The organism is Bradyrhizobium sp. HKCCYLRH2060, from assembly GCF_051168135.1.
GTDB lineage: Bacteria > Pseudomonadota > Alphaproteobacteria > Rhizobiales > Xanthobacteraceae > Bradyrhizobium.
Map to the genome: position 1 here is coordinate 70708 of NZ_JBNPUK010000008.1, position 22240 is coordinate 92947.

The following is a 22240-nucleotide window of genomic DNA, read 5'->3' on the forward strand; positions in this document are numbered from 1 at the left end:
AACTGATTTGCAGCTGATCTCCAGGGAATACCAATGACCTCACCGAAATTCGATCTCGTCGTCTACGGCGCCACCGGCTTCACGGGCAAGCTCGTGGCTGAATATCTCGCCACGCAATATCGCGGCGACGCCTCGCTGCACTGGGCGATGGCCGGCCGGAGCCTGGACAAGCTCGCTTCCGTGCGGGACGAGATCGGCGCGCCCACCGACACGCCTCTCATTGCCGCCGACGCCTCCGATCCGGCGTCGCTGCAGGCGATGGTGGCGCAGACGAAGCTCGTGCTGACCACCGTCGGTCCGTATCAGCTCTACGGCAACGAGCTCGTCGCCGCCTGCGCCGAAACCGGCACCGACTACGTCGATCTCTGTGGCGAGCCGGTGTGGATGCGGCAGATGATCGACAAGCATCAGGCGACCGCCGAGAAGAGCGGCGCGCGCATCGTGTTCTCCTGCGGCTTCGATTCCGTACCGTTCGAGCTCGGCGTCTACTTCGTGCAGCAGCAGGCGAGACGCGTGCTCGGCGCGCCGGTCGCGCGCGTGAAGGGCCGCGTCCGTGGCATGAGCGGGACCTTGTCGGGCGGGACGGCGGCCAGCGCCAAGGCGACATTCGATGCGGTCGCCAAGGATCTGAGCCTGGTAGCGATCCTCAAGGACGCGTTCGCCCTGACGCCCGGCTTCAAGGGGCCGAAGCAGCCGTCAGGCAACAAGCCCGTCTATGAGGAGGATCTGCAGTCCTGGACGGCGCCGTTCATGATGGCGCTGATCAACACCCGCAACGTCCACCGCTCCAACATGCTGATGGGTTTCCCGTACGGCCAGGACTTCGTCTATGACGAGATGGTGCTGACCGGTCCGGGCGAGAAGGGCGAGGCCAACGCCAAGAAGGTGATGGCCGCCAATGCCGAGAAGACCGGACCGAACGCGCCGAAGCCGGGCGAGGGGCCGTCGAAGGAAGAGCGCGAGAACGGCTACTACAATCTTCTCTTCGTCGCGATCGCCCCCGACGGCCGCCAGGTCCGCGCCTCCGTGAAGGGCAACCGCGACCCCGGCTACGGCTCGACCTCGAAGATGATCAGCGAATGCGCCGTCGGCCTGCTGCGCGACGGCGCCGGTGTGAAGGGTGGCTTCTGGACCCCGGGCGCGGCGCTCCAGGACAGCCTGATCAAGCGGCTGGTCGACAATGCCGGCCTGACGTTCGCGGTGGAGGACTAGGAGGCTGCGATGTGCGGACCGATCCCTGCGGATCGGCCCGCCTCGACCTGGTGGGCGCGGGTGGCGGCGATCATGCCCCACATCGTGCCGAGCATCAGGAAGAAGTGCCGCCAGTGATCGGTATCGATGATGAAGCTTTCGCCGACGGTGCCGAGGAAGGCTGCGAAGATTGCGATGTAGGTGCGCTGCCAGGGCACGCGCACGAGCAGATAGCGGAAGCCGAGGACGACGGTGGTGAAGACCAGAGCGGGATAGCAGATGCCGGACAGCCAGCCGCCCGACATGAAGGCGTTCAGATAGGAGTTGTGGGTGTCCTCGGGGAAGTAGTTGTGGAATTGCAGCGGCCCGATCCCGAACGGCAGGTCGAGCGCCATGTCGGCGCCGAGGATGTGGCGGCCGAACCGGCCGAACCGGCCTTCGTCGTAGCTCTGGTCGAAGCTCGCCCGCTGCTTGAACATGTCGGCGATGGAATCGATCGAGAGCAGTACGCCGATCAGGACGAGGCCGGCCACGGCAGCCGCGAGCGTCATGACGATGATGCGGGAGCGCTCGCGGGGCGAGGTGCTGGTCAGTACCATCAGCGCCAGCATGAAGGCCGCCGTGAGAACGAGGCCGCCCCAGGCCGCGCGCGAGAAGGCGAGCAGGATGGCGAGCGCCATCACGCCGAGGGCGAAGCTGGCGCGCAGCGTCGCTGCGAAGCGGGCGGTGACGACATTCTGCAGCGCCAGCAGCGCCGGCAGGATCAGGAATGCGCCGAGAACGTTCGGGTCCTTGAACGTACCACGCGCGCGGCCATACAAGGTGAGGAGATCGTATCCGCCGGGCACCAGATGGAAGTAGCCGGCGACACCTGCAAGGGCTGCGATCGCGCCGCCCATGACGAGGCCGCGCCGGAGCATGTCGAGCCGCGCTTCGGTGTCGTCCGAAATGAGCATGGCGATGAAGATGGCCGTGAACGCCATGTACCAGGAGGTGGCGATCCAGGTCGAGATCTTGGAATCGTCGAGCAGCGGTATGGCGCTGATCGTGTAGCCGAGATTGACCAGGACCAGCAGCAGCAGGAGCGGCACGAAGACGAGGCGCAGCCTCATGCCGGTCGCAATGAACACCGCGGCGGACGCGAGCGTCACGAGCTCGTAGGGGCTCGGTTCGATGAACACGATGGCGCCGGAGGCGCCGACCAACCAGACCAGCGCACGCTGCAGGGCGACGACGCCGGGCGGGGCCATCGGTCTGGACGCGAACTCTCCGGCTGCCGCCGTCATGGCCATCGCGAACTCACACTCATACGCAACGCAGGGCGGGATCGGCCGGACACACGCGCGAAGCGGACGTGGGTCCGCTCCGGATCCCCGCAATCAATAGGCGTTCTCGCTCTTGGTCATCAACGCCAGCGGCGTCTTGAGCAGGATGTAGACGTCGAACAGCACGGACCAGTTCTCGATGTAGTAGAGGTCGAACTCGACTCGCTTCTGGATCTTCTCCTGGTTGTCGATCTCGCCGCGCCAGCCGTTGATCTGCGCCCATCCGGTGATGCCGGGCTTCACGCGGTGGCGCGCGAAATAGCCGTCGACGGCCTCGTCGAACATCCGGTTCTGCAGCTTGCCCTGAACCGCGTGGGGCCGCGGGCCGACCAGCGACAGGTTGCCCTTGAACACCACGTTGAACAGCTGCGGCAGCTCATCGAGGCTGGTCTTGCGGATGAAGCGGCCGACGCGGGTCACGCGCGGATCGTTCTTGGTGACGACCTTGGACGCCGTGGGATCAGCCTGGTGGTGATAGAGCGACCGGAACTTGAACACGTCGATGCGCTCGTTGTTGAAGCCGAACCGCTTCTGCCGGAACAGCACCGGTCCCGGGCTGTCGAGCTTGATCGCGAGCGCGACCAGCGCCATCACCGGCAGTGCGAGCAGCAGGATGAGGCCGCCGACCAATCGGTCAAACAGCATCTTCATCACCAGATCCCAGTCGGTGATCGGCGCCTCGAACACGTCGAGCGTCGGGACCGCACCGAGATAGGAATAGGAGCGCGGGCGAAAACGCAATTTGTTGGTATGGGCCGAGAGGCGGATGTCGACCGGCAGCACCCACAGCTTCTTCAGCATGTCGAGGATGCGGGTCTCCGCCGAGATCGGCAGCGCGAACAGCACGAGGTCGACGCGGGTTCGGCGCGCGAACTCCACGATATCATCGACCTTGCCGAGCTTCGGCGCGCCGGCACAGGTCTCGAGCGAACGGGAGTCGTTGCGGTCGTCGAACACGCCGAGGATCTCGATCTCGGAGTCGTCCTGCGCCTTCAGCGCACGCACCAGATCTTCGCCGCTCTGGTCGGAGCCGACGATGATGGTCCGTCGATCGAGGCGGCCTTGTCGGGCCCAGCTGCGGATCAGGTTGCGCAGCACGACGCGGCTCGCGATCAACGCGCCGAGTCCGACGAAGAAGAACGCGGCGAGCCAGAGACGGGAGACCTCGCTGCCGATCTTGGCGAAGAAGGACAGTCCGATGAACAGCAGGAACACGAAGCAGTAGGACGAGATCATCCGGGTCATCTGCCGCACTTGGGCGCGGAAGACCTGGATCTGGTAGATGTCGGCGGCCTGGAAGCACACCACCGCGCTCACGGCGAGGCCGACGATGGCAACGAGATACTCCCAATGGAAGCCGCTGAGCGGAACCACGTAGCCGAAATAGACGGCGCTGCCGACGACGCTCAACAGCACGAAATCGGTGATGCGGACGATCCCGGCGAGGACGATTGGAGAATAGGCGCGGTGAACCTTCTGATTGGCAACTGCCAGGGCCGCCGGCGACAGGCGGCGACGCCGTTCAACGGCCGGCTTGCCTGCCGCGGCCGTCGATGCGGCCGTGGCCGCAGCAGCATCCAACATCGAGCGAGCGTTGATCGGTTCCACAGTCGTACAAGCCCGGATTATGTTTGTTAGTATTTGTGGTCATGTAAGCGCTGATAGCGCCGGGGGAAATTCCCTACCGGCGGGATTACGGGCCAAATCGGAAGAAACGGTTAGCGATGGTAAATGACGTCAGGTCTTGGTAAACGCCTCGCGGTAGCTGTCGAGCACGCCCTCGACCATCGCCTTCTGCGAGAAATGCTGGAAGACGCGCTCGCGCAGCGCCTTGGCGCGGAGCTGCGCGGTGGCCGGATCGTCCAGTGCGGCTGCAATTGCGTCGGCCAGCGCGGTCGGATTGCCCGGCATGAACAGCGCGTCGTTATGCGGTCCGAAGATTTCCGGAATGCCGCCGACTCTGGCCGCGATCATCGGAACCCCGGCGGCACCCGCTTCGATCACGACATAAGGCATGGAATCGCCACGCGAGGGAACGACGAGCAGGCTTCCCTTGGAAAATCCGTCGCGCGCCTTCACATGGCCGATGAAGCGCACCGCGGCCGTAAGACCGAGGCGTTCGACCTGAGCCTTGAGCTTCGACATCTCTTCGCCGTCGCCGCCCAACGTCAGCGTCAGCGGCCGGCCACGGGAGCGCAACAGCGCGACGGCGTCGATCAGCAGATCCGTGCCCTTGATGTGCCGGAATTCGCCGACATAGGCCAGGTCGGTCTGGTCCTGGGCCGGCGTGACCGGGTCGAATTCGCCTGCAGTGACGCCGTTGAAGACGCAATTCACCAATCCCCTGGGATGGCCGATCATGCGCTCATAGGTATCGCGGGCGAAGGCGCTCTCGAACAGGAAGAGGTCCGTCCGGTTCATCAGCGCACGTTCAAGCCGCCCGTACAGCGCGCCTTTGAACGTGTCGAGCGGGTAGTGCAGCGAGCCGCCGTGAGGCGTGTAGATACGGATCGTTCCTGGCCGATGCGGCAGCAGGCGGACGAACGCGCCGGCCTTCGCGCCGTGGCCATGCAACACGTCGGGGGCGAGCGCGCGGGAGAGGCGATGGAACCGGCTGAGTGCCAAAATGTCGCTCGGCCAAGGCTCCCGGTGAATGGGAATGCGGTGCACGCCGAGTGTCAGGCGAGGCGCGATCTGGGCCAGCGCGGCATCGGCGCGTTCGCCGCCGGTCAGGCTGTCCGCAATGATGCCGACGTCATGCCCGTGATCCACTTGACCGTTGGCAAGGTCAAGGATGTGTCGAAAGATGCCGCCGACGGGAGCTCTGACGGCGTGAAGGATTTTGAGAGGTTTGGTCTGCGACGGTGCCATGTCGAACTCGCCCGCGCCCTCGGGTTGCGCGTGGTTTCGCCAGGCTCCGCCGCGGGTGCTGATCTGACGACTGGCGGATAGAGGAAGCACGGGCGCCTCTCGTCGCTGAATATTGATAGCTCCAACCTCGATAGAGGCTTGATGGTTAACAAAGTCTCACTTGTCGTCGCTGCCGGGCGAGCTCGCTCCAACATTGTGACGATCTGGCGCAAGCCTACTTGTAGCGAGCAGCATATGGCGAAGGATGACGATTGTTCTATAGGGCGAGGTTGCAGGCGCTCCGGTTAACCCGTCAGCAACCTTAATGGAGTGTAATTGTACCACGTATGGTAGCGGCGTGGCGTAGGTCTCGCGGGAGTGGATGATGCGGTTGGCGTTCTGGCGTGCCGGCAAGACGACACAGGTTGACGGAGCTTCCGTCCGACCCGTGACAGGCTCGCCATCGTCGGCCGAGCCGGGCCCGGCCGGCGATCTCGATCTCCGGCTGGTCGGCCGCGCCTTGGCACGAAAGCGCGGCTTCATTCTTTTGCCGACGCTGCTCGCTCTCGTTCTGTCGATCACCGCAGTCAACATGATCACGCCGCGGTACAAGTCCGAAGCGCGGATCCTGATCGACGGCCGCGAAAACGTGTTCGTGCGGCCGAACGGCGAGCGTACCGAGGAGCGAACGGCACTCGATCCCGAGGCGGTCACCAGCCAGGTGCAACTGGTGCTGTCGCGCGATCTGGCGCGCGACATCATCAGGAAGAACAAGCTTGGTGAGCTGCCCGAGTTCGATCCAGTCCTGCGCGGCGTGTCGCCGCTGAAGTCGGTCTTGGCGATGGTCGGGCTCGTGAAGGATCCGCTTGCCATGACGCCGGACGAGCGCGTGATGGATGCCTATTACGAGCGCCTGACGGTCTACGCCGTCGATAAATCGCGCGTCCTCGTCGTCGAGTTCCAGTCGCAGGATCCGGCGCTCGCGGCACAGGTCGCGAATTCGATCGCGGACGGCTATCTCGTGGTTCAGCAGAACGCCCGCCAGGCGCAGGCGAAGTCGGCCAGCCAGTGGCTGGCCGGGGAGATCCAGGGGCTGCGCAAGAAGGTCGAGGAAGCGGAATCGCGGGTCGAGGAGTTCCGCGCCAAGTCGAATTCGTTCATGGGGACCAACAACACCTCGCTGTCCAACCAGCAGATGGGCGAGGTCAACACCCAGCTCAATAATGCCCGCGCCTTGAAATCGGACGCCGAGACCAAGGCGCGGCTGATCCGCGAGATGCTGCAGAGCGGCCAGCCGATCGAGGCATCCGAGGTGCTCAATTCGGAGCTGATGCGCCGCTTGTCGGAGCAGCGCGTGAGCCTGCGCGCGCAACTCGCCGAGCAGTCGTCGACACTGCTCGACAATCATCCGCGCATCAAGGAATTGAAGGCGCAGCTGGCTGATCTCGATCGCCAGATCCGCGACGAGGCCGGCAAGATCTCCCGCTCGCTCGACAGCGACGCGCGCATCGCCGACGGGCGGGTGCAGATGCTGAGCCAGAGCCTCGAGCAGGCCAAGAAGCAGGCCACCTCCACCAATGGCCTCGATGTCCAGCTGAGGGCGCTGGAGCGCGATGCCAAATCGCAGCGCGACCTGCTGGAATCGTATCTCGCCAAATACCGCGAGGCGAACACCCGCGAAACGCTCGATACGCCGCCGGCGGATGGACGGATCATCTCGCGGGCGGTGGTGTCGAATACGCCGGCCTATCCGAAGAAGCTGCCGATCGTGCTGATCGCGACGCTGGCGACCCTGATGCTGACCTCAGGCGTGGTCATCACCGGAGAGCTGCTGCGCCTCACGGCGCCGCGCGCGGCGGGCCCCACCGCCCCGGCCATGGGCAGCATGGCCGACGTCATGGTGCTCGCGGCGCGGGTCGAGCCGATGATCGCCCCGCGGACGGTTTCCGCATCGCCGGCCGTTGCACCACCTTCGACGCCGGCGCCGGTTGAGGCCACGCATCCGGCTTTCGTACCGCCGCCCGTCACGGCCATGCAGGCGGCCGAGGCGCCGTCGGCCGAGCCGATCAAGCCAGCGCCGATGAACGAGCTCGAGCAGCTCGCATCCGATCTGCTCGCCGCGGGCGAGGGCGCCCGCAAGGTCACCGTGCTCGGCACGGCCGGCGGCGATGCCGTCACGTCCACCGCGCTCGCGATCGCCCGCACCATGGCGGAGCAGGCGCGCGTGGTGCTGGTCGACCTCGCCGGCAGCCCGCAATTGCTTGCAGGCGTCTCGGTCGATCCGGCCGCGCCCGGCCTGATCGAGCTGATGCTGGGCGAGGCGTCGTTCGCGTCCATCATCACCAAGGACCAGACCTCGCGGCTGCACATCGTCAACGCCGGCCGCCCGGGCGCGGACCGCAGCCAACTGCAATCGCCGCGGCTCGCGCTCGCCATCGACGCGCTGCTGCGGGTCTACGACCACGTCCTGCTCGACGCCGGCAATGCCTCCGACCTGCCGGCCGAGCTGTTGACCGCGGGCGCGCGCGCCGTCGTCGTGCCCGATCCCATCATGGCCGCCGAGGCGCGCAGCCAGATGAGCGAGCAGCTGCGCGAGGTCGGCTTCGGTGCCGTCACGATGCTGAAGGCACCGGCCGGAGGCGCGAACCGCAACCAGCCGGGGCCGCGCGGCGTCGCCGCCTAGTCTTCGGCCTTCTCGTTCTCGTTGGCCTTGGCGACGCCGCCACGCGATTGCAGCGCGCCGCGCAGGCGCTGCGCCAGACGGAGCAGGGCAGGGCTGTGCTTGACGGCATGCTTGGCCCGGCTGACCGCAGCCATCGTCGTTGCGGCAACGCGGCCCCGCGCGGTCAACGGCATGAAGCTGTCGAAGATCGGCTCGTCGTCCTTGCAGAACATCCGCTTGTAGTCGTCCGATCCGATGCCGAGATCGAGGGCGCGAAAATCCTGTTGCGCGTAGTGATCGATGATCGAGCGCATCAGGATCAGCCCGGGGCTCCAGCGCGCATTCTCCGATAGCGTATAGGTGTTGAACATCATCGAGAAGCGCGCCCCGTCGGCGACGCCGGCAAACAGCGCGATGATCTCGGCATCGCAGCGCAGCGCATGGATATCGATGGCGCGATGTCCGCAGCCGAGCTTGGCCATGCAGGCGCTGCGCACGAAGGCCTCGACACCTGCTTCCGCGAACACGTTCGGAAGCTTCTGCTCGGCCATGCGGATCGGCTTGGTGCGGAAGAACCAGTCGAGCAGCTCGGCAATCTCGGCGTCGCTGCCCGCGACCATGTAGCGATAGCCGGGCAGCGCCTGCAGCTTCTTTTCCTTGCTCTTGAGCCGCTTGCGGAATGAATTCGACAGCAGCGCCGTCGGCGCGGCGCCCGGCGGCATCAGCAGCACCGGGCAGTCGTTCACCGACGGCTGGTGCGGCCATTGCGCCAGCGGATTGGCGACATCGCCCCAGCGCTGCGGCTGCTGCGTCAAGGCGAGCACGTCGACACCGCCGCGGTCGCGCAGCCTTGCGAGCAGGACGTCGAGATCGCCGGCGCCGGCGCGCGCGGCGAATTCGCCATCCATCAGTGGCATGTTGAAGGTCGTATGCTTGCCGCCCATGAAGCTGGCGATGCGCATGCCGCAAGCGTGCCGCAACGTCAAAGGCAACAGCAGCAGCGGACGTTGCTCGGCATCACGCCCGATGACGATGAACGGCGTAGCATGCTCGCGTGCGCCGACGTCGCGCTGCCATGCGCCGAGCAGATCGAAGCGCTGGTACGGCGTCGAGACATGGGCGGGATCTTCGAGCTCGCGCCAGACCGGCTCGGCGGCCGCCAGATCGGACACGATGTCGACCCGCGCGAGCCCCGACGGCAGCCGCCGCGCGGGCGCCTGCGCCGTCCGGCTCTCGATCACGGCGGCCATGGTCATCGCGCAGCTCGCGTTGTCGTGGAATTTTGTTGCTTGACGTCGGGAGACCCTCGCAAAGAAGTCTCAACAAAAGGTAATGGCAATGACTTCGTCCCAAATCGGGAATGACGCAAATAAAGACCTGTTCAAATCGGCAGCGGCCACGCGATCTTGACGGCGGATGATCGCTGTCATCGGATGGCGGTGATCATGACGCGATCGCGCCATGGTCTGTCCGCATCAGGTGGGCGCAGACGGTCTGGTTTCAAGTGGGATTTTCGGAAGGGGCGCGGGAATTGTCGTCGGACAACAGGTGGCTGCGCAGCGCCCGGCTCGAGCTGGCCTATTTCAGCGGTCGCACGCTGCTCGCCTCGCGAGCCGCGGCCGGCGCCGGTGCCGTGCTGCGGTTCGAGCGGGTGCGGCCGCGGCGCAAGGGCGCGTTCCAGCCGCTGACATGCGCGGAGATCACGCCCGTCTTCCTCGACAAGGTGATCCGGGCGCTGAAGCGCTGGGGCTACGAGATCGTCTCGCTCGACGAGGCCTGCGACCGGTCGGTCCGGCTGCCCGACAGCCGTCGCTTCGCCTGCCTGAGCTTCGACGGCGCCGCGAAGGACCTGATCAAGCACGCCTATCCGGTGCTCGCCCACCACGGCGTGCCGTTCACCGTCTACGTGCCCTCGGCCTTTCCTGACGGGCTCGGCGAAGCCTGGTGGCTGGCGCTGGAGGCCGTGATCGCGCGCGAGGCCCGCATCAGCCTCGTGATCGATCATCGTGAGCAGCGCTTCAACGTGTTTACGCCGGCGGAAAAATACGAGCTGTTCGCGTATCTTTCGGCGTGGCTGCGCAAGCTGCCGCCAGCCGAGTTGTCGATCGCGATCCGCGACCTCTGCTCGCGCCACTCGGTCGATCTCACCGCGCTGAGCCGCGAGTCCGCGATGGACTGGGCCGACATCGCCCGGCTCGCCGCCGACCCCAACGTCACGATCGGCAGTGCCACCGTGCATTATCCCGTGCTCGCCAATCTCAGGGATGCCGACGCCCAGCGCGAGATTGCGATGGGCAGGGCGGTGCTGGAGACGGCGCTGCGCCGCCCGGTCCGGCACATGGCGTATCCGTTCGGCGACCGCTATTCGTTCCGCCGCAGCGATGTCGTGCTCGCGGAGCAGGCGGGTTTCGTCAGCGCGGCCTCGGCGATGTCAGGCGTGGTGCAGAGCGAGGGCCGCACCCATCTGCACATGCTGCCGCGCATCGCCTGGGACGGCCGCTCGCGCTCGCTGCGCGCCCTGAAGGTGCTGATGGCCGGGGTGACCCTGCCGCGGGAGAAAGTCGCGCAGCCGTCGAAGCTCGATCTCGGCTGATCAGCCCTGCTGCTGCTCCCGATCGGGGCGCAGCATCCAACTGACGATCGGCATCGCCGGCAGCACCCAGCCCATGCCGACGACGACGTAATACACCGCCTGCAGCCAGCCGGAATTGGCGATCAGGGGAAATTGCGCCATCACCATGCCCATCATCGACCAGGCGAAGGCGAGCAGGAGCAGCGCGACGGCGCCGATCAGTTTGCGGGTGCGGATCGTCATGACGGGATTGTCAGCCTCGGCTGGGGGCGGCGCGGCTTGCGCGCGATTTGGTCGGGATTATAAGGGCCTGTCAGCCCCGGTTCAATCGAGCGTTCAACATCCATGACCACGGTTCCCCGCACGACAGATCTCGCCGCGATCCGCATCTGGCTCCTCGTCGTGGCCGGCCTGATCGCGCTGATGGTGCTGGTCGGCGGCGCGACACGGCTGACCGAATCCGGGCTGTCGATCGTCGAATGGAAGCCGGTCACCGGCACCCTGCCGCCGCTGACGGAGCAGGCCTGGAGCGACGCCTTCGCGGCCTACAAGACCATTCCGCAGTACCGGCAGATGAACGCCGGCATGACCCTGCACGAGTTCAAGACCATCTTCTGGTGGGAATGGAGCCACCGGCTGCTCGGCCGCGTCATCGGCATGGTCTATTTGCTGCCGTTCCTGTGGTTCCTGTGGCGTGGCGCCGTCTCCGGCCCGCTCGGCCGCAGGCTGTGGCTGATCTTCAGTCTCGGCGCGCTGCAGGGGGCGGTCGGCTGGTGGATGGTGGCCTCCGGCCTCACCGAGCGCACCGAGGTGGCACCGGTCCGCCTCGCCACGCATCTGTCGCTGGCGCTGTTGATCTATGCTGCGATCGTCTGGACCCTGCGGCGGCTCAAACCGCGCGAGGCGGCCGAGGTGACGGCGCGGCTGCGGCTGACGGCGTGGGTGCTGGTCGGCGTCACCTTCGTGCAGCTCTATCTCGGCGCGCTGGTCGCCGGCCTGCGCGCCGGCCTCGTCTACAACACCTGGCCGGAGATCGACGGCGGCCTGATTCCGAAGGCGGCCCATCTGTGGATCCATTCGCCGTGGTGGATCAATTTGTTCGAGAACGACCTGACGGTGCAGTTCATGCACCGCATGACCGCCTACACGCTGCTCGCGCTCGCCGCATGGCACGCCTTCGACGTGATGCGCGCGGGCGCCGGCCGCGCCGTCGTGCGCGGCGCGCACCGGCTGCTCGCGGCGATTCTGGTGCAGGCGGTGCTGGGCATCGCAACGCTGCTGATGGTGGTTCCGATCTCGCTTGCGCTGTTGCATCAGGGCACGGCCATCATCGTGCTGACCTTCGCCGTGCTGCAGGCCGAACGCCTGTCGCCGCGGCGTGTGGCGGCTGTCGCAGTGCCGCAGGCGGCTGTCGTTGCGGGGCAAGCAGGGTAGGGCCTCACCGCCGTCATTGCGAGGAGCGAAGCGACGAAGCAATCCAGAGTCACGCCCGCGACTCTGGATTGCTTCGCTTCGCTCGCAATGACGTCGAGACATGAACTCTCATCCTCGCGCGCCGATAGCGCCGAGCCATGCCGGTCGTTTCGCCCTCGAAACACGCGAGGGCGCGGGGAAGGCCGGATGCCTGGCCGGCACCCATGGCCCGCGTGCAAAGAAAAAAGCACGCGGCGGTCACCACAGGTACGGCCTGGAACACCCGGCCTTCCCCGCGCGATGGTTTTAACGCTTATACGCGATCTCCCCGGGGACCGGCTGTCTTGCCCCCGTCACCCCGCGCGATGCTGAAAGCACCGACACGAGACTTGGCGCCAGCGTCGGGGCGCCAGGACCACGCGATTTCGTCGTCCGTGACCAGCCGCTCGTCCGCGCAAGCATTCGCCCACGCACGGCCCGCCACGTCCACCGCATTCCCACCCCACGCAACTGGACGATCCGGAAGCGCCCCTCGGCTGGATAGGAACAAAGGCATAATATGCTGATTTGCCGAAATATGCAAGAGCGTCGTCGCACCGCTCCGGCTAAACGACATGCGCCAGACTTGTCAGGGGATGATCGTACCGAATCCGTTTCACGCACCGCCGAATTTGCTATGCCGGTTCAGCGAGATGTACAAGGAATGGGGTGGACAATGCTGACGGGGGAACTCCGGTCCAAGATCGACAATGTCTGGAATGCGTTCTGGTCGGGGGGCATCGCCAATCCGATCGAGGTGATCGAGCAGATCACCTATCTGCTGTTCATCCGCGGCCTGGACGAGGCGCATACGCGCGAGGAGAACCGCGCCACCCGCATGAACAAGCCGATGGAGCGGCGCATCTTCCCCGAAGGCAAGGACGACATCGGCAAGGGCGGCGGCGTTCCTTACGAGGAGATGCGCTGGTCGCGGCTGAAGAACAAGGACCCGGCGACGATGTTCGACATCGTCTCGGAGCACGTCTTCCCGTTCCTGCGCAAGATGGCCGACGCGGACACCGCGCACGCCACCCACATGAAGGGCGCGCGCTTCACGATTCCGACGCCGGCGCTGCTGGCCAAGGTTGTCGACCTGCTCGCCGACATCCCGATGGAGGATCGCGACACCAAGGGCGACCTCTACGAATACATGCTGGGCAAGATCGCCAGCGCCGGCCAGAACGGCCAGTTCCGCACCCCGCGCCACATCATCTCGCTGATGGTCGAGATGATGGCGCCGACCCGCAAGGACGTGATCTGCGATCCCGCCTGCGGCACCTGCGGCTTCCTGGTCGTCGCTGGCGAGTATCTGCGCGATAACGACCCGAAACTGTTCCACGACAAGGAGAGCCGCGACCACTTCAACGAGGAGATGTTCCACGGCTTCGATTTCGACGCCACGATGCTGCGCATCGGCTCGATGAACATGACCTTGCACGGCGTCGACGATCCTGACATCCGTCGAAAAGATTCTCTGTCACAGGATCATGTTGGTGACACTGACCGCTATAGTCTCGTGCTGGCAAACCCGCCTTTCGCAGGTAATTTGGACTACGAGACCACGGCCAAGGACCTGCTCGCGATCGTCAAGACCAAGAAGACCGAGCTACTGTTCCTGGCGCTGTTCCTGCGGCTGTTGAAGCCCGGCGGCCGCGCCGCCGTGATCGTGCCGGATGGCGTGCTGTTCGGCTCCTCCACCGCGCACAAGGCCATCCGCAAGATGCTGGTCGAGGACCACAAGCTCGATGGCATCGTCAAGCTGCCGTCCGGGGTGTTCCGGCCCTATGCCGGCGTCTCCACCGCGATCCTGCTGTTCACCAAGACCAATTCCGGCGGCACGGATCACGTCTGGTTCTACGACTGCCAGGCGGACGGCATCTCGCTCGACGACAAACGGAACCCGCTGCTGCCGGCCGAGAAGCTCGGGCCACGCGCTAAGCTGGATGCAGGCGAACATGACAAGAACAATCTGCCGGACATTGTCGCGCGCTGGACGGAGCGCAATGGCGCCGAGCTGGATCGGCCGCGTACCGCGCAAAGCTTTTGCGTGCCGAAGGCGGAGATCGCAGCGGCCGGCTACGACCTATCGATCAATCGCTACAAGGAGGTCGTGCACGAGGCGGCCGAGCATCGGCCACCGAAGGAGATCATCGCCGAACTGAAGACTCTGGAGCAGGAGATCGCGGATGGGCTGGCAGAACTTGAGGCGATGCTGTGAGCTTCGCGTTTCCGACTAAGAGATTGGCTGAGCTGGCAGCTGCGATTGACTATGGCGTGACGGCCTCGGCTTTGTCTAGGGATACCGGAACCAAGTTTCTGCGGATCACTGACATTCAGGATGGATCAGTTGACTGGGAGCAAGTCCCATTCTGTGAAGCGCAAGACAGAAAACTTCGATCTGCCCGTCTCGACGATGGCGATATTGTATTTGCACGAACGGGTGCGACCACCGGAAAGAGCTTCTTGATCAAAGAGCCGCCGCAAGGCGCTGTGTTCGCTTCATACTTGATCCGTGTGAAGCCGGCTCAATCAATCTATCCCAGCTATTTGGCTCACTATTTCCAATCGGCTGGTTATTGGAGTCAGATACTGAAAAAGACGCAAGGAGCTGCCCAAGGTGGAGTCAACGCCACAAGCTTGAGTGAGCTCGAAATCCCCATTCCGCCACTCGATCAGCAGCGGCGGATCGCGGCGATCCTGGACAAGGCCGATGCGCTGCGGCGAAAGCGGAGGCGGGCGATTGAGTGCTTGGATTCTCTTCGTCAATCTATTTTTAGGAATATGTTTCATCTCAGCGGAGGCTTTCATAACGTCGCTCTCAGTGAGGTATGTCAGAAGATTACCGACGGAACTCATCAGTCTCCTTGTTGGTCCGAGCACGGCGTTCCGTTTCTTTTCGTTTCCAATATCAGAAACCAACAGATCTCGTTTGAGACGAACAAATTCATTTCCGAGGAAGAGTATGCAAAGCTCACCAAGCACTGTCCGATCGAGCCCGGAGACATTTTGTACACCGCTGTAGGCTCATACGGTCATACTGCAATAGTGCCTGCTGGACAAAAATTCCTCTTTCAGAGGCACGTCGCCCAACTAAAGCCGTTGCGTGAGATGGTAAAGCCTCAGTACTTAGCACATGCACTAGAGATGCCTGAGGTCAAACGACAGGCAGATCGCGAAGCTAGAGGCGTTGCTCAGAAAACGGTGACGTTGGAGAGCCTCAAAAAGATTGTCATTCCACTGCCGCCGATTCGGATTCAGGAGCAGTTTGAAGAGAGGATAGGTCTCGTGGAAAGATTGAATGAGAGACTCTTTGCTACGCTTGCGTCCGACGATTCTCTCTTTCAGTCATTGCAACAAAGGGCCTTCCGGGGCCGGCTGTGATGCCTTGTGTCCGGCATGTGGCTGTTCACGTCAGGCACGCTGCGCTTTGCCCACCCTACGACGTTCGATTTCACCTCACGCCGCAGAGTTCAGCGGCTTGGCCCGCTCGATCCGCTTGCGCTCGCGAGGGGAATGCATCGCTTCCCACAAATCGCTGCGCCGCTGCACGTTGAGCCAGAACTCCGGGCTGTTGCCGAAGACGCGGGCGAGGATGAGGGCGGTGGCGGCGGTGACGTTGCGCTTGCCGTTGCAGAGCTCGTTGACGTGCTTGCGCTGCACGCCCATGGCTGAGGCCAGCGCGGTCTGCGTCAGCCCGAGCGGCTGCATGAACTCCTCGACCAGGATTTCGGCCACCGTCGCCGGCTTGCGTTTGGTCATCAGCATGGATGTGCCTCACTCGTAGCTATGGTCGTCGAGATAGAGATCGGTCGCCTCGCCGCGGCCGCCGTGCCAGCGGAAAACCAATCGCCAGCGCTTGTTGACGCGGATGCAATGGAAGCCGTCCAGATGGCCGCGCAGCTTCTCGAAATGGTTGCTGGGCGGTGACCGCAAATCCGCGTCCATGGTGGCGTCGTCGATCAACTGCAGCTTGCGGAACAGCCGGTCCTCCAGGTCCGCCGGGATCTTCTTCGATCTGACGTCGTCGACGAAGAACCGGTGCAGCCAGTCGTCTCGGAAGCTCACGATCATGGGCCGCCCTGTTTGAGGCAGTGTACCACTCTATGACACAGCCGGCAATCCGCGTGGGTTTCCCGTGTGGCGCTGCGGAGCGGCTTGACGGAGCGGGGCAATGCATCCGATGGTTGAAGGTGATCCGGTGTGGCCGGACCGGTCTGGGCAGACGCGGATGATCCGGCAGGATGGCGGTCACGCGAGGGGAACGCCAGAGGAACTGAATGTCCAACTTCGCCTTTCTCGCCGCTGAATTTCCGGCCGTGCATGAGGCGGCGGTCGAGGCCGAGCGCCAGGCGGCGGTTTCGCCGACGGCTGCGGCGTTCTTTGCCGGAAAGACGGTCGAGGTCGCGGTGAAATGGGCGTTCAAGTCGGATCCCGCACTGAAGCTGCCCTATCAGGACAACATCGCGGCGCTGCTGCACGAGCCGAGCTTCCGCCGCGCCGCGGGCGAGGCGGTGTTTGCCAAGGCCAAATACATCAACACGCTGCGCAACCGTGCCGTCCATGAGGAGCGCCGGATCAGCGCCGGCGATGCCACCGGCGCGGTGAAGGAGCTGTTCCACGTCTGCTTCTGGTTCGCCCGCACCTACGCCAAGGCCAAGCCGGCGGACGGGCTGAGCTTCGACCCGGCCGTGCTGTCGCGCCGCGACGAGGTCTTGAAGAAAGCCTTCGTCCAGCTCAAGACCCAGCAGGCCGAGCTCGATGCCAAGGACGGCGAGCTGACGAAGCTGCTGCTCGACAAGGACAACCTCGATACTGAACTGAAGAAGCTGCGGGCCGAGGTCGCCGCCGCCCGCAAGGCGGCCGAGGCGAAGCCGGACCAGCACAATTATGACGAGGCCGAAACCCGCGACCGCTTCATCGATCTGCTGCTGCGCGAGGCCGGCTGGCCGCTCGACCAGCCTGATGATCGTGAGTTTCGCGTCGAGGGCATGCCGAACAATGAGGGCGTCGGCTTCGTTGACTACGTGCTGTGGGGCGCGGACGGCAAGCCGCTCGGCCTGGTCGAGGCCAAGCGCACGCGCAAGGATGCGCGATCCGGCCAGCAGCAGGCCAAGCTCTATGCCGACTGCCTGGAGGCGCGCTATGGCCAGCGCCCGATGATCTTCTATTCCAACGGCTACGAGCACTGGATCTGGGACGACACGCGCTACCCGCCGCGGCAGATCGGCGGCTTCTACAAGCGCGACGAGCTGGAGCTCCTGATCCAGCGCCGGACCGGGCGTAAGTCGCTCGCCGGGGAGGCGATCAACCGCAAGATCGTGGAGCGGCCCTATCAGCACCGGGCGATCCGTTCCATCGCCAAGCATTTCGAGGAGGACCGCGAGCGCAAGGCGCTGCTGGTGATGGCAACCGGCTCCGGCAAGACCCGCACCGTGATCGCGCTGGTCGACCTGCTGATGCGCGCCGGCTGGGTCAAGCGGGTGCTGTTCCTGGCCGACCGCGTCGCGCTGGTGAACCAGGCGGCCGGTGCGTTCAAGACGCATCTGCCGGACGCCGCGCCGGTCAATCTGGTGACCGAGCGCACCGCCGACGGCCGCGTGTTCATCTGCACCTATCCGACCATGATGGGGCTGATCGACGGACGCCAGGAGGGCAAGCTCAGATTCGGCCCCGGCCATTTCGACCTGATCGTGATCGACGAGGCGCACCGCTCGGTCTACCAGCGCTACCGCGCCATCTTCGAGTATTTCGATTCCTTTCTGGTCGGGCTGACGGCGACGCCGAAGGACGAGATCGACCGCAACACCTATTCGCTGTTCGATCTCGAAGACGGCGTGCCGACCGATGCCTATTCGCTGGAGGAGGCGGTGGCCGAGGGGCATCTGGTGCCGCCGAAGACGATCTCGGTGCCGCTGAAAATCGTCCGCTCCGGCCTGCGCTATGACGACCTCTCGGCGGAGGAAAAAGACCAGTGGGACATGCTGGAATGGGGCGAAGACGACGTCCCCGATACGGTCGAAGCGGCGGAGGTCAACAAGCGGCTGTTCAACGAGGAGACGGTCGATCTCGTCATCGCGCATCTGATGCAGAACGGCATCAAGGTCGAAGGCGGCGACCGGCTCGGCAAGACCATCATCTTCGCCAAGAACGAGGACCACGCCAAATATATCGAGACCCGCTTCAACGTGGCCTATCCGGCGCTGGCCGGGCATTTCGCCCGCGTCATCACCCATAAGACCGGCGCCTATGCGCAGACCTTGATCGACGACTTCTCGATCAAGACCAAGGTGCCGCATATCGCCATTTCCGTCGACATGCTCGACACCGGCATCGACGTGCCGGAGGTGGTCAATCTCGTGTTCTTCAAGCCGGTGCGCTCGAAGACCAAGTTCTGGCAGATGATCGGGCGCGGCACGCGGCTGTGTCCGGACCTGTTCGGTCCTGGGCAGGACAAGGAGGAGTTTTGCGTCTTCGACTATTGCCAGAACATCGAGTTCTTCGGCGCCAATCCGGAGTTGAAGGAAGCCTCCGCGGCGAAGTCGCTGTCCGAGCGGCTGTTCGCCGGCCGGCTCGACCTGGTGCGGGCGCTGGACGAGAAGTTCTCGAAGGCGGCAGCCGCAGGCGGCTTCTCGGCCGGCGGACAGGCGCCTTATGAGGGTGACGAAGGCGAGCCACCGAGCGAGCCGGAGATTCGAGCGTCCGCTGCCGCGACCTTGCAGGCGATCGTCGGCGGGCTCAACACCGACAATTTCATCGTCCGGAAGCATCGCCGCGCGGTCGAGAAGTATCGCGAGCCCAAGGAGTGGGACGCGATCGACGAGCACAAGCGCGAGGAGCTGGTCGAGGAGATCGCGCCGCTGCCGTCGAGCCACATGCTCGGCACCGAGGACGCCAAGCGCTTCGACCTCCTGATGTTCCAGCTCGAGCTGGCGCTGCTCAAGGGCTCCAAGCGCTTCGACAATCTCCGCAAGCAGCTCCTGGAGATCGCGTCAGCCCTGGAGGACCAGACCGGCATTCCGGCGATCGCCCGGCATGCCGAGCTGATCGAGGAGATCCAGACCGATCAATGGTGGGAAGGCGTCACCGTGCCCTTGCTGGAGCTGGTGCGCCTGCGGCTGCGCGACCTGATCCAGCACATCGAGAAGGGACGCAAGACCGTCGTCTATTCGAACTTCGCCGACGAGATCGGCGAGGGGGTCGAGCTGCAATTGCCGCAGGTGGGCGAGGCTGACTTCGCCCGCTTCAAAGCCAAGGCGCGACACTTCCTGCGCGCGCATCAGGACAATCTGGCGCTTGCCAAGCTGCGCCAGGGCAAGCCGTTGACGGCCTACGACCTCACCGAGCTGGAGCGGATGCTGCTCGAAGCCGGCATCGGCGAAGCCGGCGACATCGCCCGGGCGAGAGAGGTCAGCCACGGCTTCGGCCGCTTCGTGCGCTCGCTGGTCGGGCTCGACCGCGCCGCGGTCAGCGCGGCCTTCGGCGAGTTCATCGCCGGCGGCACGGCGTCAGCGGCCCAGATCGAGTTCATCGACATGGTGATCGAGCACCTGACCGATCAGGGCGTGATGGACCCGGCGCTGCTCTACGAGCCGCCGTTCACCGGCATCGCGCCGACAGGGCCGGAGCACCTGTTCGACGAGAACAGGGTGGTCAAGCTGTTCGAGACCATCAAGGCGATCAACGAGAGTGCGGTGGCGTAGTGCTCCCTCAACAATACCCGTACACGCCGCAGGCATAAGGCAGGCGGAACATGTAGTTGGTGTAGCCTTCGCCGCCGTAATACGCGCCCTGGTAGTCGTAGGAGAAGGCGCGGCCGTAATAGCCGGGCAGCTCCTGGCGGCCGAGCAGCAGCGGCGTGGAGGGCCACATCGGGGAGATCAGCGAGTCCTGGTCCTTGACGACGACGATTGTGGGCGGCGCCTTGACGGCGCGGCGGGCCTTGTAGTGGACGAGCTTGTCGTGGACGGCCGGCAGGTCGGCTGCGAGCACGACGCCATTCGCCGCGATGGCCGCCAGCAGCATCATGATCACCAACGTTCGCATTCTGCTCTCCTTGCAGCTCCGGGACGGCCGGCGTGATGCCATGCGACATCGGTGCTGTTGGCTGCACCGGAGCGATTCCATGGCCGGCAGGATGGGCCCTGTATGGTTAACGAAAACCTTCCAGCGCGCGGAACGGGGCTGCAATCACCCGTAGAAGGACGGGCTTTTTCAGCTTTTGTTAAGTTCTGCGGGTGCAAGGTTACGGGTGCCGGCGATTTTGAAGGCCGGCTGGACGCAAACCAGCACTGTCTGCGTCCGGGATGAAAATCTCTGCTGCATTTCCATCAGAGTGTCAGACCAGAAGGGTTCGCGCATGTCGGTCATCGTGATGTCGGCGTCCGCACGTCTCAGGCTGCTGTCCAGGACTGAAGCGTCGCAACCGCATCTTGCCATCGCCGACGAGGTCGCCGCCTGTCGCCAGGCGCTGACGGCGCGCCGGTCGATCGCGACCGCCGCGCTTCCGCTGACGAGCCCCGCGCAGGCGAGCCTGCTGGTGCTGCTGAGCTAGATCCGGAGTTAACGAGGGCGCGGTCCGAGACGCCGGCAACGGCATGACCGTGGGACGAAAGAGAGCGCGGAAGGCCAGGGGAGGCCTGTCGCGCTCTCTTTGTTTTCGAGGCCCGGATCGCCATCTCGGTCTCAGCCGTTCGTCAAGCCCCGGGCATGACGTCGATGGCGATATGCGTGTGCAACTCGCGTCTGAGATCGCCGCACGTTCAGCGCAGCTGCCGACCCGCCTACGCGCTCAGCGCCTGCTCGAGGTCGGCGATCAGGTCTTCCTTGTCCTCGATGCCGACGGAGATGCGGACGATGTCGGGGCCGGCGCCGGCCTTGATCTTGGCGGCATCGTCGAGCTGGCTGTGGGTGGTCGAGGCCGGGTGGATCACCAGCGAGCGGGTGTCGCCGACATTGGCGAGATGCGAGAACAGCTTCAGGTTCGACACCAGCTTGACCCCGGCATCGTAGCCACCCTTGAGCGAGAAGGTGAACACGGCGCCGGCGCCTTTCGGGCAGTATTTGCGGGCGAGCGTGTGATACTTGTCCTCGGGCAGGCCGGCGTAACTCACCGACGCCACGGCGGGATGCCTGCTGAGATATTCGGCGACCGCCTTGGCGTTGTCGCAGTGCTTCTGCATGCGCAGCGGCAGCGTCTCGATGCCCGTCAGGATCATGAAGGCGTTGAACGGCGACAGCGCGGGGCCGAGATCGCGCAGGCCCAGCACGCGGCAGGCGATCGCGAAGGCGAAATTGCCGAACGTCTCGTGCAGGCGGATGCCGTGATATTCGGGACGCGGCTGCGTCAGCATCGGATATTTGTCGCCACCGCCGGCCCAGTCGAAGGTGCCGGCATCGACGATGACGCCGCCGATCGAGTTGCCGTGGCCGCCGAGGAACTTGGTCAGCGAGTGCAGCACGATGTCGGCGCCGTGATCGATCGGGCGGATCAGGTAGGGCGAGGCCAAGGTATTGTCGACGATCAGCGGCACGCCCGCCTTGCGCGCGACCTGCGCGACCGCCTCGATGTCGGTGATGGTGCCGCCGGGATTGGCGAGCGACTCGATGAAGATCGCCTTGGTGCGCGGCGAGACCGCGGCCTCGAAGCTCGCGACGTTATCTGTGTCGGCCCACACCACGTTCCAGCCGAAACTCTTGAACGCGTGCGTGAACTGGTTGATCGAGCCGCCATAGAGTTTTCGCGCGGCAATGAATTCGTCGCCCGGGGCCAGCAACTGCTGCAGCGCCACGACCTGCGCGGCATGGCCCGAGGCAACGGCCAGCGCGGCGGTGCCGCCCTCGAGCGCGGCGACGCGCTCCTCCAGCACCGCATTGGTCGGGTTGCCGATGCGGGTGTAGATGTTGCCGAACGCCTGCAGCCCGAACAGCGAGGCGGCGTGGTCGGCATCGTTGAACACGAAGGACGTGGTCTGGTAGATCGGCGTCGCCCGCGCGCCCGTGGTCGGGTCGGGCTGGGCGCCGGCGTGAATGGCGAGGGTGGCAAATCCCGGGGGACGTTCGGTCATGGTGTTTCCTCTTGGCTTGATCCGTTGCGCGCCGGCGCCAGCTGGCGCAGGGATCGATGATGGGGGACGGTGTCGATAGCGCGCATCGTGCGCCTCCGCGTCATCCCGGCGGAGGACATTTGCC

General features: G+C 64.8%; 17 protein-coding genes. 8 read left to right on the plus strand and 9 right to left on the minus strand.

Going from position 1 to position 22240, the window contains the following annotated elements; translation table 11 throughout:
* Window positions 1-33: 33 nt before the first annotated feature.
* A complete protein-coding gene (locus ACQR10_RS17230) occupies window positions 34-1212 on the plus strand; it encodes a saccharopine dehydrogenase family protein (RefSeq protein ID WP_316217829.1) in 1179 nt (392 codons plus the stop codon).
* Here the strand turns inward: ACQR10_RS17230 and ACQR10_RS17235 are convergent.
* From ACQR10_RS17235 to ACQR10_RS17245, 3 genes are all read right to left on the minus strand, one after another.
* Entirely contained in the window at window positions 1209-2483 is a 1275-nt protein-coding gene (locus ACQR10_RS17235) for an O-antigen ligase family protein (protein ID WP_316217830.1), read from the minus strand. The two genes, ACQR10_RS17230 and ACQR10_RS17235, sit on opposite strands and share 4 nt — an antisense overlap.
* Before the next feature lie 87 nt (window positions 2484-2570).
* Window positions 2571-4100: an undecaprenyl-phosphate glucose phosphotransferase gene (locus tag ACQR10_RS17240; RefSeq protein ID WP_316217831.1), complete on the minus strand. Its 1530-nt coding sequence runs from the start codon at window positions 4098-4100 to the stop codon at window positions 2571-2573.
* Window positions 4101-4253: 153 nt separating this feature from the next.
* Complete coding sequence (locus tag ACQR10_RS17245) at window positions 4254-5387, minus strand: glycosyltransferase family 4 protein (RefSeq protein WP_316217832.1); 1134 nt, start codon at window positions 5385-5387, stop codon at window positions 4254-4256.
* A gap of 364 nt (window positions 5388-5751) precedes the next feature.
* Here ACQR10_RS17245 and ACQR10_RS17250 point away from each other — a divergent pair, with 364 nt between their 5' ends.
* Window positions 5752-8049 carry a GumC family protein gene (locus ACQR10_RS17250; protein WP_316217834.1) on the plus strand — a complete coding sequence of 766 codons (2298 nt, stop codon included), beginning with the start codon at window positions 5752-5754 and terminating at the stop codon, window positions 8047-8049.
* On the opposite strand, the gene ACQR10_RS17255 is transcribed toward ACQR10_RS17250, so the two are convergent.
* The gene (locus ACQR10_RS17255; RefSeq protein ID WP_434912018.1) at window positions 8046-9284 is read right to left on the minus strand and encodes a GNAT family N-acetyltransferase; all 1239 of its coding nucleotides are present in this window, start codon (window positions 9282-9284) and stop codon (window positions 8046-8048) included. The two genes, ACQR10_RS17250 and ACQR10_RS17255, sit on opposite strands and share 4 nt — an antisense overlap.
* Window positions 9285-9559: 275 nt before the next feature.
* Between ACQR10_RS17255 and ACQR10_RS17260 the strand changes: the two genes are divergently transcribed.
* Window positions 9560-10621, plus strand: a complete 1062-nt coding sequence (locus tag ACQR10_RS17260; protein WP_434908646.1) for a polysaccharide deacetylase family protein — start codon at window positions 9560-9562, stop codon at window positions 10619-10621.
* Here ACQR10_RS17260 and ACQR10_RS17265 read toward each other — a convergent pair whose 3' ends face one another.
* A complete protein-coding gene (locus tag ACQR10_RS17265; protein ID WP_315799662.1) occupies window positions 10622-10843 on the minus strand; it encodes a DUF2842 domain-containing protein in 222 nt (73 codons plus the stop codon). It abuts the gene before it with no gap.
* 102 nt (window positions 10844-10945) lie between these two features.
* Between ACQR10_RS17265 and ACQR10_RS17270 the strand changes: the two genes are divergently transcribed.
* The 3 genes from ACQR10_RS17270 (at window position 10946) to ACQR10_RS17280 (ending at window position 15433) form a co-directional block, all read left to right on the plus strand.
* Complete coding sequence (locus ACQR10_RS17270; protein ID WP_434912019.1) at window positions 10946-12034, plus strand: COX15/CtaA family protein; 1089 nt, start codon at window positions 10946-10948, stop codon at window positions 12032-12034.
* A 694-nt stretch (window positions 12035-12728) separates the two neighbouring features.
* Complete coding sequence (locus ACQR10_RS17275; protein ID WP_434912020.1) at window positions 12729-14270, plus strand: type I restriction-modification system subunit M; 1542 nt, start codon at window positions 12729-12731, stop codon at window positions 14268-14270.
* A gap of 23 nt (window positions 14271-14293) precedes the next feature.
* The gene (locus ACQR10_RS17280; RefSeq protein WP_434912021.1) at window positions 14294-15433 is read left to right on the plus strand and encodes a restriction endonuclease subunit S; all 1140 of its coding nucleotides are present in this window, start codon (window positions 14294-14296) and stop codon (window positions 15431-15433) included.
* Window positions 15434-15508: 75 nt separating this feature from the next.
* Here ACQR10_RS17280 and ACQR10_RS17285 read toward each other — a convergent pair whose 3' ends face one another.
* Window positions 15509-15817 carry a HigA family addiction module antitoxin gene (locus ACQR10_RS17285; protein ID WP_434912022.1) on the minus strand — a complete coding sequence of 103 codons (309 nt, stop codon included), beginning with the start codon at window positions 15815-15817 and terminating at the stop codon, window positions 15509-15511.
* A gap of 9 nt (window positions 15818-15826) precedes the next feature.
* Window positions 15827-16123 (minus strand): type II toxin-antitoxin system RelE/ParE family toxin, encoded by a 297-nt coding sequence (locus ACQR10_RS17290; protein ID WP_434912023.1) that lies wholly within the window; start codon window positions 16121-16123, stop codon window positions 15827-15829.
* 206 nt (window positions 16124-16329) lie between these two features.
* On the opposite strand from ACQR10_RS17290, the gene ACQR10_RS17295 reads away from it, so the two are divergent.
* Window positions 16330-19752 carry a DEAD/DEAH box helicase family protein gene (locus tag ACQR10_RS17295; protein WP_434912024.1) on the plus strand — a complete coding sequence of 1141 codons (3423 nt, stop codon included), beginning with the start codon at window positions 16330-16332 and terminating at the stop codon, window positions 19750-19752.
* 7 nt (window positions 19753-19759) lie between these two features.
* Here ACQR10_RS17295 and ACQR10_RS17300 read toward each other — a convergent pair whose 3' ends face one another.
* Entirely contained in the window at window positions 19760-20095 is a 336-nt protein-coding gene (locus ACQR10_RS17300) for a hypothetical protein (RefSeq protein ID WP_316237415.1), read from the minus strand.
* 313 nt (window positions 20096-20408) lie between these two features.
* Here ACQR10_RS17300 and ACQR10_RS17305 point away from each other — a divergent pair, with 313 nt between their 5' ends.
* On the plus strand, window positions 20409-20603 hold the full coding sequence (locus tag ACQR10_RS17305; protein WP_315799668.1) for a hypothetical protein: 195 nt from the start codon (window positions 20409-20411) through the stop codon (window positions 20601-20603).
* A gap of 229 nt (window positions 20604-20832) precedes the next feature.
* Here the strand turns inward: ACQR10_RS17305 and ACQR10_RS17310 are convergent, their stop codons facing one another.
* A complete protein-coding gene (locus ACQR10_RS17310; protein ID WP_434912025.1) occupies window positions 20833-22116 on the minus strand; it encodes an O-acetylhomoserine aminocarboxypropyltransferase in 1284 nt (427 codons plus the stop codon).
* Between the last annotated feature and the right edge of the window lie 124 nt (window positions 22117-22240).